The 15023-nt window shown below is 43.2% G+C and carries 12 protein-coding genes; 6 read left to right on the top strand and 6 right to left on the bottom strand.

All coding sequences use genetic code 11. The features are described 5' to 3' along the window. Positions 1-38: 38 nt before the first annotated feature. Entirely contained in the window at positions 39-1772 is a 1734-nt protein-coding gene (locus tag NWQ57_RS12755) for a DUF885 family protein (protein WP_306022530.1), read from the bottom strand. Positions 1773-1784: 12 nt separating this feature from the next. Continuing rightward, a complete protein-coding gene (locus NWQ57_RS12750; RefSeq protein ID WP_372340921.1) occupies positions 1785-3083 on the bottom strand; it encodes a M24 family metallopeptidase in 1299 nt (432 codons plus the stop codon). A gap of 351 nt (positions 3084-3434) precedes the next feature. Between NWQ57_RS12750 and NWQ57_RS12745 the strand changes: the two genes are divergently transcribed. From NWQ57_RS12745 to NWQ57_RS12720, 6 genes are all read left to right on the top strand, one after another. Continuing rightward, the gene (locus NWQ57_RS12745) at positions 3435-4088 is read left to right on the top strand and encodes a methyltransferase (protein ID WP_306022528.1); all 654 of its coding nucleotides are present in this window, start codon (positions 3435-3437) and stop codon (positions 4086-4088) included. A gap of 156 nt (positions 4089-4244) precedes the next feature. Continuing rightward, entirely contained in the window at positions 4245-4556 is a 312-nt protein-coding gene (locus tag NWQ57_RS12740) for a multidrug efflux SMR transporter (protein ID WP_306022527.1), read from the top strand. Positions 4557-4569: 13 nt separating this feature from the next. Next, a complete protein-coding gene (locus NWQ57_RS12735) occupies positions 4570-4977 on the top strand; it encodes an ACT domain-containing protein (RefSeq protein WP_306022526.1) in 408 nt (135 codons plus the stop codon). 131 nt (positions 4978-5108) lie between these two features. Then, entirely contained in the window at positions 5109-6320 is a 1212-nt protein-coding gene (locus NWQ57_RS12730; RefSeq protein WP_306022525.1) for an alanine--glyoxylate aminotransferase family protein, read from the top strand. Positions 6321-6530: 210 nt separating this feature from the next. Next, on the top strand, positions 6531-7013 hold the full coding sequence (locus tag NWQ57_RS12725) for a hypothetical protein (protein ID WP_306022524.1): 483 nt from the start codon (positions 6531-6533) through the stop codon (positions 7011-7013). Continuing rightward, positions 7013-7540, top strand: a complete 528-nt coding sequence (locus NWQ57_RS12720) for a hypothetical protein (protein WP_306022523.1) — start codon at positions 7013-7015, stop codon at positions 7538-7540. Before NWQ57_RS12725 ends, NWQ57_RS12720 begins: the two co-directional genes overlap by 1 nt. Here NWQ57_RS12720 and NWQ57_RS12715 read toward each other — a convergent pair. The 4 genes from NWQ57_RS12715 to NWQ57_RS12700 form a co-directional block, all read right to left on the bottom strand. Beyond that, complete coding sequence (locus NWQ57_RS12715; protein WP_306022522.1) at positions 7527-8174, bottom strand: GntR family transcriptional regulator; 648 nt, start codon at positions 8172-8174, stop codon at positions 7527-7529. The genes NWQ57_RS12720 and NWQ57_RS12715 overlap by 14 nt on opposite strands. A gap of 1 nt (position 8175) precedes the next feature. Continuing rightward, the gene (locus NWQ57_RS12710) at positions 8176-9354 is read right to left on the bottom strand and encodes a benzoate/H(+) symporter BenE family transporter (RefSeq protein ID WP_306022521.1); all 1179 of its coding nucleotides are present in this window, start codon (positions 9352-9354) and stop codon (positions 8176-8178) included. A 109-nt stretch (positions 9355-9463) separates the two neighbouring features. Further along, entirely contained in the window at positions 9464-10402 is a 939-nt protein-coding gene (locus NWQ57_RS12705) for a diguanylate cyclase (RefSeq protein ID WP_306022520.1), read from the bottom strand. A 1-nt stretch (position 10403) separates the two neighbouring features. After that, positions 10404-14843, bottom strand: a complete 4440-nt coding sequence (locus tag NWQ57_RS12700) for a response regulator (protein ID WP_306022519.1) — start codon at positions 14841-14843, stop codon at positions 10404-10406. Between the last annotated feature and the right edge of the window lie 180 nt (positions 14844-15023).

Below are 15023 nucleotides of genomic sequence, written 5' to 3'. Positions count from 1 at the left end.
TATAGTTGCGCCTAGGTAGGTAAGCCTAGGCGCTGTTTTTATTTAGCTTGTTTTAATTCCTTCGTTATCCATTCATCAATCACGTCATCTAATACATCCATAGGCAAAGAGCCTTGACCTATCACAGTGTCATGAAATGCCCGTAAGTCGAATTGATTACCTAGTGCTTTTTCTGCTTTGGCGCGCAACTGGCGTATCTTAATTTCACCAATTTTGTAGGCCAGTGCTTGGCCTGGCCAACTGATGTACCGGTCGATTTGATCATTAACCGATTTTTCAGTCAGTGCGGTGCGAGCCGCTAAATAATCAACCGCCTGCTGACGAGTCCAGCCAAAAGCATGAATACCCGTATCAACCACTAATCTGACTGCGCGCCACATTTCATAACCGAGCCTGCCAAAGTCGCTGTAAGGGTTTTGATAAAAGCCCGCTTCTTTACCCAAACGTTCTGAATACAGGCCCCAACCTTCAGAAAAGGCGGAATGATTTAAGGTACGGCGAAACTCAGGCACGTTTAATTCTTGGGCGATGGCGTTTTGTAAATGATGGCCAGGAACCGCCTCGTGCAAACTTAAGGCTTCGAGATTGTACAAGGGTTGTTGCTTGGGATCAGCGCTCAAAAAATAGGTGCCAGGGCTTCGGTTATCCGGTGGCGGCATATAAAACGCACCTCTGGAAGCAGAGCCTTTGATGGTAAAAGTGTTGCGCGGTAAGTGACCAAAAAAGGCGGGTAATTTACCGTACATCTTTTGTGTGATAAAGGCGGTTTTTTCAAGCACGTCTTGGCGGTCACTGGCATAAAATTGCGGATCTGTAGCTAAAAATTGTAAAAATTGGGCATAGCTTCCTGCAAATTTCACTTGTTGAATGATGGCATCCATTTCTTGCTGAATACGTCCTACTTCATTTACACCCAGCTCATGAATTTCTTTAGGACTGAGAGTTGTAGTGGTGTAGTAATTGGCGGTGTATGCGTAATACTCATCACCACCTTTAACGCTGCCAATACCCGCTTGTGGTCGGCACTGCGGCATGTATTCATCTTGAAAATAGTCATAAAACTGCTGATAAGCAGGTACAACTGCATCGTTGATGACTTTTTTTGCTTGAGCAATATAAGCTTGTTTCTGTTGCTCACTGAAGTTGGCTGGCATACGAGTAAAAGGCTCAAATAACGCGCTGTCTTGTGGTCTATCCACAATATGCAGCTTGATGCTGTCGCCATAGTCTTTAAAGCTTTCGCAGTAGTGCACAAAACCCGTTAATGCCCCAGCTTTGAGCAAGTCGATATTCTCTTGATTAAAGCGCGGATAGTCAGTCAGGCTGATCAAAAAGTTGTCGTAATCAGCGGCGTTTAAAAAAGCCATGTTGGCAGGTGCTTCAGCAAAATAGGTGTGCCAGCCACTTAAAAAATTGATGGGAAAGTATTTGTCTTGGTAAGTGTAACTGGCCTTTTCGGTTTCGCGCTCATACAAAAATAAGCGGTAACTCATTTGATTGTCAGCGTCTAACTCTCCCTTGGGTATCGTCTTTAGCGCCTTGAGTATATCGTTGTTGTAGGCATCACGCCTCGCCATGGCTTGAGGAGACCACTGGGCAAGTTTACCCTCGGGTTTCCAAGCGTCTGGATCCGTGCGAAAAAAGACTTTTTCTTGTTGGGCGTTTTGCCAATGTTTCGCCAATAAAGCGCTAAAATCGCGATTAGCATCAGCCAAGGTTTGGCTACTTGTAAGGGCTAATACGCCAAGTAAGCTGCAGGTTTTTATGTTCATGATGGACTCGTGTTATTCGTTGACTAAGGCGGCAAGTTTACCGATGGGCGAGGTCAGTGATTCAGGTGGTACGGTAAACCACTGCGGGCCTTTTTCGGTCATGTAAATGCAGTCTTCTAAGCGCACGCCAAAGTCGCCTGGAAGATAAATACCAGGCTCGTTAGAAAAGCACATACCTGCTTTGAGTAAGGCGGTTTCGCCGTGCACGAAGTTCACGCTTTCATGGCCTTCCATACCGATACCGTGCCCTGTGCGATGCGACAATCCGGGGAGTTTATATTCAGGCCCCAAACCTTGAGATACATAATACTGGCGCACAGCATCGTCTACTTTGCCGGCAGCCACTCCAAGTTGTGCGGTTTCAAAAGCGATGGTTTGCCCTTGGCGTACGGTGTTCCAAATTTTTGTTTGTTGCTTACTGGGCTCACCAACAACAAAAGTACGGCTGATATCAGATTGATAACCTTCTACCGCGCAGCCACAGTCCATCAATACAATTGAGCCTTCGCGGATCGTTTGACTCTGACGTGTACCATGCGGATAAGCACTGGCTTCATTAAACAGGGCCATATTCCATACGCTACTGCCGCCTAATTGCGATTGGGCCGCCGACATTAACGATTTGACATCGTCTTGACTCATACCCAACTCAAGTTTTGACCATACATGGGCATATGCCTCAAGGGTAATTTCATTGGCTTTATGCATCAGCGCCAGTTCATGTGCCGATTTGTACATACGACAGCCCAACGTAACCGGCTCGGCCCGAACATCAACCATATCGTTGGCCAGTTCCATGACCCCTTTTAACACAAAATAGCGCACGCTGTGCTCGAAGGCGATACTGCCATTGGCTTTGGCCACACCCCGGTCGACTAAAATTTGTTTCACTAAGGCAAAGGGACTCTCGTGTTCTTGCCACACTCTGACGTCTTTACCTACTTTGAGTGATTCACGAATACTGGGCTCTTCAAAAAACGGGCAAACCACGGCAATGTCACCTTCACGAGGTAGCACCACCGCAGTGAGTCTTTCACTGCGCCACCATTGAATTCCCGTAAAGTAATCCATAGCTGCGCCTGGCTCTAATATCAACGCGGCAATATTATGTTTCACCATGAGTGACTGAGCTTTGGCGATTCTTTTCTGACGCTCGGCCACCGTGATGGGTTTCACTGTATCTGTGATGGATCTCAGTACATTCTCACGTTGATTTTGTAGAGTCTGAGTTTCGCCACTTGCCATCACGGGGCGAATTGATAGGGATGCGATAGCTGCACCACTGACTTTTAAAAACTGTCGTTTATTGATGTTCATGTAAGTGATTTTCCTGTCAAAGAATCGTTGTTGTTATCGGGCTTATGCTCGCTTTTTTATGAACTTGAGCCTATTACATTTATTCTTCCTTTTACAGCCCATTGCGTTAAATGCGGGTAAAGGTGAGAGGAGGGGCAAACGTGAGCAGTAAGTCGCTATCGTCAGTGGTGAATACGGGTATATTGCACCGAGCAAAGGGGTATTCCCCTAATCACGCCAACGGGCTTTGGCTTTTAGTTGCGCGCTTTATTAGTGGTATTGCGATAAACGCTTTATAGTGTTCCTCCCTACGTAGCGGATCTTACTTGAATCTGGCGAGTTGCGTTTTTTAACCGAGCCAAACTTATGCCTTTACGTGTACGCTATCAAACCATTGAATTTGATTCGGTGGATATTCATTTATGCACGCTTCGCGACAAACAACAGTTCAGTGATCATCTCGGTGAAGCCGAATCCATGGGGATTTCTTCTGCCCAGTGGTCGCTGTTTGGCGTGGTATGGGAGTCGAGCGAGGTATTAGCCACCGAGATGCAACACTTTGATATTAAGAACAAACGTATTCTTGAACTGGGTTGTGGGATCGGTCTAGCCAGCTTGTTATTAAATTCTCGCCACGCGGATATTACCGCAACGGATATTCATCCATTAGCAGGGGAGTTTTTATCAAGCAATGTACGCTTAAATCGCGGTCGGCCTATTCCTTTTTTGCGTACGGCTTGGGATGAAAACCGTAAAGGCTTAGGCCTGTTTGATGTCATTATTGGTTCAGATGTTTTATACGAACATCAACATATCGCGTTATTAACCCATTTTATAAGCCTACACACCAAGCCTAGCTGCGAGATTATTTTGGTCGACCCTGGCCGTAAAATGCATGCTCCTTTTAGCAAAGCCATGGTGGCCTTAGGTTTTAGCCATAGCCAACGTAAAGCCTGTGGTAACAAGGGCGAATTGAGCCCATTTACTGGGCAAATCTTGGCTTACAGGCGAGTGGAATAAACCCAAATTTTTCATGCTTTTAAGGCCAGTTTTTGCTATCTTCGACTGGTAGTTTGTTGTGGTGAGGACGACCTCATCAAGTGGCCTTTGGTTGTATGTACACAGGCCACACAACCTTAATTTCTGGGGACGACCCCATCAACTAAGGGGCAAGCTATGTCTTGGTTTATTCTATTATTAGCTGGTGTATGTGAAGCTGGTTGGGTGCTGGGTTTGAAACAATCTGACTCACTAAGTAAAACGCCTTACGTGGCGCTGGCCGTCATTAGTATGGTGTTAAGTCTCTATTTATTTACCCTAGCACTGCGAGATATCGCCATCGGGCATGCTTATATCATATGGGTGGGCGTGGGCGTGATCAGTATATCTGTTCTTAATTCCTGCTTTTTTTCAGAGCCTATCTTAAAACAGCATTATGTGTTTTATGGTTTGATATTAGCAGGCGTAGTGGGTCTTAAATTTTTGTAAAGTAGGAGTGAGTATGTCAGGCGAAAAAGAGTTAAAGGTGTTATTGACGTCAATGGCACCAAGCTTAGGAGTCGAAGAGTTTGTGTTTTGTACAGTCGCTCACGCTCAAACGGTATCGAGTTTGGGCGTCTCACCTAAAGGTCTGTTTGAGGAGTCAGAAGGGACAACCTTAATTTTGCAAAGATCACAAGCAGAGGCTGCGCAATTACACTATTCGGGCATCTACCGCTGTATTACTTTGAACGTGCATTCTAGCCTTGAAGCGGTGGGTTTAACCGCAGCAGTATCAAAGGCATTAGCGGATGCAAACATCAGTGCCAATGTGGTCGCCGCTTATTATCACGATCATATTTTTGTGCCGAGTGAGCAAGCCCAAGAGGCCATTTCTGCTCTGAATGATCTGACTCAAGCTAGGCATTAAGCCAATGCCCAATGGGGCAAAATGAAGCAAAGCATATCTTATGCATAAAGAGTGGGGGCACTTCACTAGTAAGTGAATTTTCTAATGGCTTATGATGGTGAGCAAATACCATCAACACCAAAGGAAACATTGTGCGCATAGCGGTGCCAAACAACATCTTAGCCTTAGATAATATTTTACCAGACGAACCTCTACTGATGATGGGAGCAGGCCCTGTGCCTATTCCAGCCAAAGTAGCGGCCGCTAACGGTATTGTTATTAATCATCTGGGTGATACGATGGCACATATCATCGAGCAGGTTAAAGTGATGTCGCGCTATGTGTTTCAAACCCAAGATGGGCGCATCTTAGGTGTTGCAGGCCCAGGCTCAGCGGCCATGGAAATGGCGGTGGTTAACTTAGTGTTACCTGGCAGTAAAGTACTCAGTATTTGTAATGGTTTTTTTAGTCATCGTTTGGCGCAAATGGCTCAAAGAGTCGGCGCTGAAGTTGTACAGTTAGCCATAGAAGATGGTGAAGGTGCCGACGCACAACGTGTTGAGCAATACATTATTCAACATCAACCTCAGGTACTGACCATCGTGCAAGGTGAGACGTCAAATACGGTGTGTAACAACGAGCTTGCCGCCATTGCCGCCATAGCCAAACAACATGATTGCTTAGTGATTGTTGATGCTGTGTGTACCTTAAGTACTATGGCATTTGATATGGACGAGTGGGGCGTTGATGCAGTGATTACTGGTGGACAAAAAGGCTTGTCGTGTATTCCCGGTATCTCCTTGGTCGGTTTTTCTGCAAAGGCGTGGCAGCACATTGAGGAGCGCAAGGATCAACTTAAACATTGGTGTTTGGATGCTAAATTAGCCGATCAGTTTTGGTACAAAAAGTCTTATCACTATACCGCACCTGTCTCGGGCATCTTGGCTATTCATGAGGCTTTACGCTTAGTGTGCAGCGAAACACTGTCAGTACGGTTCGATCGTCATTTGCGTTGTTCACAGGCTCTGCAAGCGGGGATAGAGGCCATGGGTTTGAGCTTATATGTTAAACCTCAAGCGCGTTTAAATTCCGTTGTGGGTATTACGATGCCACGGGGTGTGGAGTCTAAAGCCTTACTCAGCACCATGTCCAAACGATTTAAAGTTGAAATATCCGGCTCATTTGGACCGAACATTGTTCGTATTGGACAAATGGGCGAGCAGTGCCGCGCACATAATTTATTTAGAACCTTGCACGCCTTTGGTGCCAGTTTTAATTTACTGGGTCAAAAACTCGATTTACCAGCAGGTATGGCCGCCCTTGAAAGCGCACTAAATAAATTTCAGTTCAGTGAAGGCTTGTAAACTATTGGTACAACAGGTGATTAAAAATAGTACTAGGCAGTGCGACGCTTGTAGTTCATTATTTAATCACTTTGAGGCACTTGTCATGCCGCCTCAATCATGATTCTGTAACTTTGTTTTATTCTAAGTTTTGAGTTTAATCACTTGTTGTTGAGTAGCAGTAACGAAAGTTATCGGATTTAACGTCAGCCAATTTAACAGGGCATAATGATGAATAAAGCGATAAAATTTCAACACGAGGTCATCAGACCGGTACTGGAAAAAATGCATGCAAGTAACCTAGCTGCGGAAGAGCTTTTGCTCGGTACTGCTGTGCAAGAGAGCCTTAATTTTAAATATCGTCGCCAAATGGGCAACGGTCCCGCTCGCAGTTATTTTCAAATGGAGCCAGCCACCCATGACGATATTTGGAATAACTATTTAAAATACAATGCAAGACGTGCCGCTCTGGTGACATCATTTTTATCCTCGCCTGATGCCGATAAACATGATGAGCTAGAAAACAATGATCAGTACGCCACCGCCATGGCAAGAGTACATTATATGCGTGTATCTGAAGCCTTACCTAAACAGGGTGATATTGAGGGGCAAGCCAACTATTGGAAGCAGTATTACAATACTCCTCTAGGTAAAGGCAAGCCTAGCGAATACATCGAAAAATGGCATCATTATGTGCTGGGCAGCGAGGACTAATGATTAAATTGAGAATACTGCTGGGTTCATGCTTTGTATCCTTATGCGCACTTGCTTGTAGCTCTGCGATAACTGAGCCTGAAACGGCAGTCGTCTTAACGCAAGCAGCTAAGCCTTTCGTGATCAACCTAGGTGCAAATGGCAAGCCTTATTATCACTTGATGTTTAACTTAACGGCTAAAAATGTGACTGGTATTGAGCACAGCAGCGAAGCGGAATTTCGTCAAAATGGCGGCCAGTTTTCACTCACCATTGACAAGAATGCCTTTCCGATTGCTGCACCAAAGTGTAAAAGCGATATTATTTTACGCATGCCGTGGGTTGCATCAAAAGTAGATGTGAGTGAAAAATATCAGCTTTACTTAGCGATTCTCAGGGTCTCTGAACAAAATAAAGGGCAACTGCCTGTGGCGATAGAGTTGAATCCTTATGTGAGCGAGACACAAGACAAGCTGGTGCTAGAACAATGCAATGTGTTTTTTCGGCACAGTCACAACCACTACATTCCTAATATTAAACCTCTTTGACCTTATCTAAATAATCAACTAGTTGCTTACTTGCCTTGGCAATATGCGACTTCAAAAGATGTTGTGCCTTTAGGGTGTCGCATTTTTTAATAGCAGCAAGCAGTTGGCGGTGCTCTTCTTGGCTGGTACTGGTGTATTTCAGCTCTATGGCGTGATAACCAATATAGCGTGAACAAAGCTGATGTAAATTTTCAATGACGGTAAAAAGGGTAGGGCGTTGAGCTGGCTGATATAAACTGGCATGAAATTGCCAATTTAGCTCGCCATATTCAGCCACGCTCAAGTGAGGGCTATCAAGTAAAACCATTATGTCTTCCGCCATACCGAGACGTTGATTGGTTAGATTGGGCAATGCATATTCTAATATTAATGGCTCTAAATATTCTCGCATCAAACTCAGATCTTGCACTTCTTCTATACTTAAAGGTTGAACCATCACCCCTCTTTTTCCACACTGAGTCAGCCAACCCTCTCGTTTTAGTTGTTGTAGTACATCACGAACGGGGATGCGGCTCACTCCATATTGACCCGCCAAGGTTTCTTGTTTGAGTGCTACCCCCACAGGTAATTTATGCTCCCGAATATCTTGTTTAAGTCTGGCGTATAGGCTTTGTATAATAGAGGTGTCAGGCATATTAAACTCGCTTGTACTGTCGTAAGGCAAAATGGGTGCACAAACCAAAAATCAGCCCCCAAAATGCTGAGGCGATACCTAGAAACGACACGCCAGAAGCCGTCACCAAGAAGGTCACCATCGCTGAGTCTCGATATTGAGGTTGCTCGGTGGCTGTCACCAAACTATTTCCAATGGTGCTCAGCAACGCTAAACCGGCCAGTGCAGCGATAAGGGCTTGTGGAAAAGCGGCAAACAAACTGACGACGGTTGCCCCGCCAATGCCAGCTAATATATTAAAAAAACCAGTCGACACGCCTGCGATGTAGCGTTTATGCGGGTCAGGATGCGCTTCTTCGCTGGTGCAAATTGCCGCAGTGATTGCAGCAAGGTTAAAGGTAAAACCACCAAAGGGGGCAAAGACTAGGTTAATCAAACCTGTGCCACTCAACAGTGGTGAGATGGGCTGCGCACCATAACCATTGGACTTTAATATGGCGACACCTGGAATATTTTGTGAGGTCATGGTGACAATATACAAAGGAATGCCAATACCAATAATATGACTCAGGCTAAAAGTAGGGGTAACCCAAATGGGGCTGGCTAACGACAGTTCAAGTACCTCAAAAAGTAAGCTTTTTTGCCAATAAGCGGTAACCACCCCAGCTAATAGTACTAGCATAATGGCATATCGGGGCAGCAGCCGTTTACTCACAATAAACACCAAAAACATGATACCAACCAACAACGGGCTGGCTGTTAATGCACTGAAAATGCCCAAGCCAAACTGCAATAAAATGCCTGCTAACATGGCTCCAGCAATAGGTAGAGGGAGGCGCTTCGTCAAGGTATCGAATAAACCTGATAGGCCAGTAATAAGCATCAGACAGGCCACAAACACAAAGACACCAATGGCTTGTTCGATATTGATGTTGGTCAAACTGGTGGCTAAAAGCGCAGCCCCTGGGGTTGACCAAGCAATAATAATGGGACGCTTGTAATACAGTGAAAAACCAATACAGGCTATCCCCATACCCCAGCCTAAGGCCCATACCCAAGATACAATCATTGCTTGACTCGCACCTGCAGCTTGTGCGGCTTGAAAGACAATGGCCATCGCACTAGCAAACCCTACTAATACCGCAATAAAGCCGGCGCTAATGGCGGGTAGACTTACATCAGATAGCAATTTCTTAAACATGGTTATCGATTTTTTGTATACATATTGATAAATGTATACAAAATTTGCGGTGGACGCTATTGTTTAATGCGAGACGCAACGTTGAAGCGCGTTGCATTTACCAATGTGATTATTCCGTGGCTGGATAGTGAATTTGATTGCGGCCTGATTTTTTTGCAAGGTATAAGTGTTTATCTGCGTCTTCTGTGGCATCGCAGTTATGTTTTGCGCTGTTTAAAATAGTTGATATGCCGATACTGACACTCACACAATGCTGCGGTGAATGAGCATTTTCAATTTTTTCATTAAAGACGTTTTGTCGAATTCGCTCAGCGACTATTGTTGCGCCTTCAATATCGGTATCGGGTAAAACAGCAATAAACTCTTCACCGCCATAGCGACTAACAAAGTCGGCGGGGCGGCTGAGCGAACGTTGAATAATTAATGCCACTTTTTTTAAAGTGTCGTCACCGGCAACATGGCCATAGTTGTCGTTAAACAGTTTGAAATAATCGATGTCTATCATCAATAGTGCGGTATCACGCTGAGAACGCTTGACCTCGCTGCGTATTTTTTCAAAATGTTTATCGAAATAGCGCCGATTGAAAATAGAAGTTAAGCCGTCCACGTAAACCAATTTTAACAAGATGTCTTTTTGAAATTTAAGGGTTAAATGGGCTTTTACTCGGTTTTTTACCGTCATAGGGTTGACGGGTTTAGTAATAAAATCAATGCCGCCACTGCGCCAGCATTCGTCTTCTTCTTCTTGTTCGTTAAAGGACGTCACGAATATTACCGGGATATCTCTGGTATCAACCTTTTGTTTTAACATTTGGCACAGTTCTAAGCCTGTCATTCCCGGCATTAATACATCAAGCAATATGAGATCAGGTGGATTGGCTTGGCACACTTCTAATGCATCGATAGCACTGGTGGCCGCTAACACCTCATAGTCTTCAGCTAAGATGTTGTAAACGGTTTGAATATTGATCGGTTGATCGTCAACCACCAATATTTTACTGTGGCTTAAGTCAACTTCTGCATCCTCATTAAATTTTCCTAAAGGCATGCTATTCCTTATTTAAAATCGAATCGAAACGCATCAGAATTGTTTTAGCCTCTTTGAAATTGAGTTTATTGAGTACGGCAATAAGCTCGCTAGCAAGGTCCAATGATTGAGAGGACAATGTACCTGATATGCTCTGAAAAGTATCTATGGCCCGCATATTAAAGCATTCAACCTCTTTTTTAAGTTGTTGGTAGGTGGCCTTGAAATCTTCTGCTTCATCTTGAGGGGAGTAAAACAGCTCCTGTTCGCTCTTTAACAATGTCATCAGTTGTGCAGTGGTTTGTGCTGCTTCTTCACACACTGCTGAAAATTCAAAATATGTTGCAATAACAAAGTTTTCAAGCCCATCACTTAACAGTTGTTGTTCATGGTGTTTAGCTTGTTCCGTCAATGAGGTGAATCCTAGAGCGCCAGCTGTGCTTTTAAGCGTGTGTAAGGTAAGTTTGGTTTGCTCAAAGGTGGCGTTGCTGTCAGTAAACTGCAGTGAGTAATTTTTAAGATCAGTAAAAAACAGTTCAAGTGATTTGAGATAGATAGATTCTTGCTGATTAAAACGTGTTAAGGCTTCTTGTATGTTGATGTTTTTGGTCACACAAAATTGACAGGCCTTAGGATTTACAAGGGGGGATGCAGGGCTTCCCTTAGGAGTTTCTTGCTGGGTGTTTTCAAATCGGTTAGTAGTCAATAAAATTTGTTTAACGACATCATTTAATTCAAAAGGTTTGCCTATATGACCATTCATGCCTACAGCAAAACACTTTTCTTTATCTGAAGGCATGACGTTGGCAGTCATTGCCAATATAGGCAAGAGGGAAAATTTATTCATATCTCGGATGCGTTTGGTGGTTTCATAGCCATCAATCCCAGGCATTTGTATATCCATCAGCACCACATCAAAGGGCAGTAAACTATTTTCTAATTCTGTTAAGGCATCAAAGCCACTACTACAAAGGGTGGTAGTGGCTCCCTGACTTTCAATAAGCGCTTTGGCTATATTCTGATTGGTAGGATTATCCTCTACAATTAAAATGCGCATTTTAAGTAGCGGTTTGTGATTAGTTGAATGGCTTGGCGCTTGCTCAGTTTGCTTATTCGAGGCCACTGCATCATAAAACGCATTGATGAGTTGAGCGCGGGTAACCGGTTTGGTAATAAAACCGTTCAGCAACTTCGGATTTTTACTGTGATTTTGGGTAAACATTTCATTGCTGTGTGCGGTGACCATCACCAGCAGAGGCAGCTTGTCAACGGGGGCCATTTTTCTAATCAGTTCAGCTAGTTTCCATCCATCCACACCCGGCATCTTCCAATCAATTAGGGCTAAATCGAACGTGCGCTGTTGTACCATAGCTGATTGAAACTCGGCTAAGGCTTCATCCGCATTTTGCGCCTTAGTTACCTGCCAACCTAGTTGTGACATTGTGCCGCCTAATATACTTAGGCTAGTTTGATTGTCATCCACTAGTAGCACGTTGATAGGCGCTTGTGAGGTAAAAGACAACTTGGCATTTTCTGTTTGAGTCGCGGCTTGAACCAAAATGCTAAAACGAAACTCTGAGCCTTTGCCTAATTCGCTAGCAACGTCAATTTTACCGCCCAAGAAATTGACGTATTGGTTGGCAATCGTCAATCCAATGCCTAAACCGCCATATTGCCTATTTGATGAATTGTCTGCTTGAGTAAACATTTCAAAAATATTATTGAGTTTATTTTGGCTAATACCAATGCCGCTATCTTTTACTTTTACCGCTAGGGTAATATGAGAGCCGTTATTTTTGGGGACGGAAAGTTCTATGAGTACTTCGCCAGTATCAGAAAACTTAACGGCGTTACTACCTAAATTGAGTAAGATCCGCTTAAGTTTATTTTTGTCCCCGTGTAAGGCGATAGGTAAATCTGGAGCCACTTTAAAATGAATTTCTAATGCTTTGTTGCCAGCCATTTCATATAAAAATAAGCCAACTTCGGCTAAAAGTTCATCCAAAACAAAGTCACTTTGCTCCAGTCTTAGCTGATTTTGCTCCGCAAAAGTGACTTCTAAAATTTCATCAACGGTTTGCGTTAAAGAGGAAATAGCCATTTTAGTTTGTTTGATGTGCTTATGTTGAATCTCGTCTAATTGACTTTGTTGTAGCAACTGCAGAAATCCATTGGCGGCATTTAAAGGGGTTCTAAGTTCATGACTCATGTTGGCGATAAACTCGGTTTTGGCTTTATTTGCGGTATCTGCTTTGGTTAATGCTGTTTTAAGCTCGTTTTCTTCCTTTACTCGCTGTGCAATATCTTTGGCTGCAAGATAAATTAATTGTTGATCGTCAACGTTAATAACACAGCCTGATACCAGTGTTTGTAACCAGCCGCCTTTGGCATTTCTAAAATTAACTTCAAAAGTGTACTGCTGCTTATCTAATATTTCATTTACCACTCGCTCCCAAGAGCCCGAGGCTTTAAAGTTGACGACATCACTTATTTTAAGGTGCTTGAAAGCGAGGTCAGAGTAATTTAGACGTTGAAGCGCATAAGGGTTTGCTTTGTAAATAGAGCCGTCAATATTAATCCACAACAATAACTCTTTAGCATTGTCGATGGCGGCATTGACAATAGCGATGTTATTTTCAAGGTATTGTTTTTCGCTTAGGTCATGGGCGACTAAAACGAAGCCTTCAGATTCGTTTAAACTCGCTATGGTTAATTTGACTTTGACTTGTTCGCCGTTTTTTCGCCGTAATAAACTAACCTGAGGAATGCGTCGTTTGTCGATGGCGATTTTCATCGCTTCTTCAAACTGAAGTTCAGACAAAACGTTGACGGAAAAGGCTTCAATGACAGTATCACGGTTAAAAAGTCGCAAGATACTTTCTTTACCAATAAGTTCTTCGCCGGTGTAAGACAGCAATTTAATGGCACTGTTATTGACCAGCGATATGGTGCCTTTACTGTCAAAGGCAATAATTGCAGAGTTATCACTTTCAATAATACTGTGTTGAAAACTCAATTGTTTATTGATTTGCGCGGTTGCGTGGATAACTTTTTGATTCAATTCTTTGTTGGTCAGTTCTAACTTACTTTGTAGTTCATTGATTTCTGTCACGTCATTGATGTTGATGGTGGCTCCCCAAAATTCTCTTTTTTGAAACAAAGGAGAAATATTAAAAATGAGCTTTTTATCACGCTGACTGATGGGTGACTGATAAACAAAATGGATTTGTCTGACAGACTCGCCTTGTGCCACCTTTTTAAAATAATTAATGAGTTTATCCGCTGAAATTCCAGCAGTGAGCCACGCTGACAATGGTTTACCACGGGCATTGGCCTCGGTAAAACCAAATAGACTGTTGGCTGCAGCATTCCAATGTACGATGGCAAAATTTCTGTCGACCCCAATAATGCCATCCGAAGCATTATTGACCACGTTAGCAAAAGCAGCTTGTTCTCTGAGTTTTTGTAAACGAGCGGCAGTGAACTCCAATACAAGGTAAATAATCAGCATGATTAAACAGACAGACACTACAATTAACCAAAAAATGCGTTCAGCGTCGTCTAGGTAAAGTGATGCGATAAAGTCCTTACTTGGCGTGATTGTAATTTGCCAATTACGACCAAATACTTCAGTCAAGGTTTGAACTTGGTAAAGCGTATTTAATGGATCCTGCTCTGACTCTTTAACTAATGAAGTGTAAAAATTGATGTGGCTTTGGGTGGTGGCATCAGCTATCTCAATCTTCAAGTCATCATTCACCGCAGATACAGCGTCGACTATTTCAGAAATAAGCAAGGGGGCAAATACCCACCCTTGCAATTTTTTTTCAGTCTGATTTGCATTTTTTTCATACACCGCTAACAGTAACAAAAAGCCATGTTTAATCCTTTCATCTGCTTGTACTAGGGTAATTGGTCCTGTTAATTGCGACTTTTCAGTACTTGCTGCTTTTAGCGCGGCAACTCGGCGAATTGGTTCTGAACCGATGTCTAAGCCTAAAGCAGCAACATTATCCGACTCAGGCTCAATGTACTGGATGATGAATAAAGGATTTTTAGGTGCGCTCAGCTGTTTGAGTTCAAAGGCTCCATGGCGTTCTTCTGCCGCTGATGCTAAAAATTGAGACAACTGCTCTTGCTCAACGTATTTGATTATTCCAAAACCGCGAGCACCAGGAAACTCTGTGGGATAATCTCTACTGTTAAAGTAAGTCAGCTGTTTTTCGTAAGTAAATTGGTCAAAGCCATTGGTTTTAACCGCTGCCAATAAACCATGTAATCCAGAGTTGTATTGGGTCATTGCGCTAACGATGTCATGGCTTATTTTATCGAGTTGCTCTGCCATTGCCGCTTTGATTAGTGTGTCATTTTCTTGATGAATGGCATCTTTAACCTGCTTTGCAAGAAAAATACTAGATAGTAAAAGGACGCAGAGTATCAACCAAATAACTGTTTTTTTCATGAACGGCGTTAAACCTTATAGTTCTATTAATTAAAGCTTACAAAGTAACTATAATTAACCCTATGAATTTAGGTTAATTTTTATATTCTTGTAGGTAAATTTCAAAACTAGTGCGTATTATTTAGTCTTACTCTATTTTTATAAGCTAAACGGCTGTTAATTTATAGCGAAAATTCAAAG

It is taken from the genome of Paraglaciecola sp. (genome assembly GCF_030730205.1).
Lineage (GTDB): Bacteria > Pseudomonadota > Gammaproteobacteria > Enterobacterales > Alteromonadaceae > Paraglaciecola.
This window is presented reverse-complemented; position numbering and strand designations above follow the sequence as displayed.

Excerpts from the sequence above, each read along its gene's own strand:
- NWQ57_RS12755 (WP_306022530.1), bottom strand. The coding sequence starts at position 1,772 with ATGAACATAAAAACCTGCAGCTTACTTGGCGTATTAGCCCTTACAAGT.
- NWQ57_RS12740 (WP_306022527.1), top strand. The coding sequence starts at position 4,245 with ATGTCTTGGTTTATTCTATTATTAGCTGGTGTATGTGAAGCTGGTTGG.
- NWQ57_RS12705 (WP_306022520.1), bottom strand. The coding sequence starts at position 10,402 with ATGCCTTTAGGAAAATTTAATGAGGATGCAGAAGTTGACTTAAGCCAC.
- NWQ57_RS12735 (WP_306022526.1), top strand. The coding sequence starts at position 4,570 with ATGTCAGGCGAAAAAGAGTTAAAGGTGTTATTGACGTCAATGGCACCA.
- NWQ57_RS12710 (WP_306022521.1), bottom strand. The coding sequence starts at position 9,354 with ATGTTTAAGAAATTGCTATCTGATGTAAGTCTACCCGCCATTAGCGCC.
- NWQ57_RS12720 (WP_306022523.1), top strand. The coding sequence starts at position 7,013 with ATGATTAAATTGAGAATACTGCTGGGTTCATGCTTTGTATCCTTATGC.
- NWQ57_RS12745 (WP_306022528.1), top strand. The coding sequence starts at position 3,435 with ATGCCTTTACGTGTACGCTATCAAACCATTGAATTTGATTCGGTGGAT.
- NWQ57_RS12715 (WP_306022522.1), bottom strand. The coding sequence starts at position 8,174 with ATGCCTGACACCTCTATTATACAAAGCCTATACGCCAGACTTAAACAA.
- NWQ57_RS12700 (WP_306022519.1), bottom strand. The coding sequence starts at position 14,843 with ATGAAAAAAACAGTTATTTGGTTGATACTCTGCGTCCTTTTACTATCT.
- NWQ57_RS12725 (WP_306022524.1), top strand. The coding sequence starts at position 6,531 with ATGAATAAAGCGATAAAATTTCAACACGAGGTCATCAGACCGGTACTG.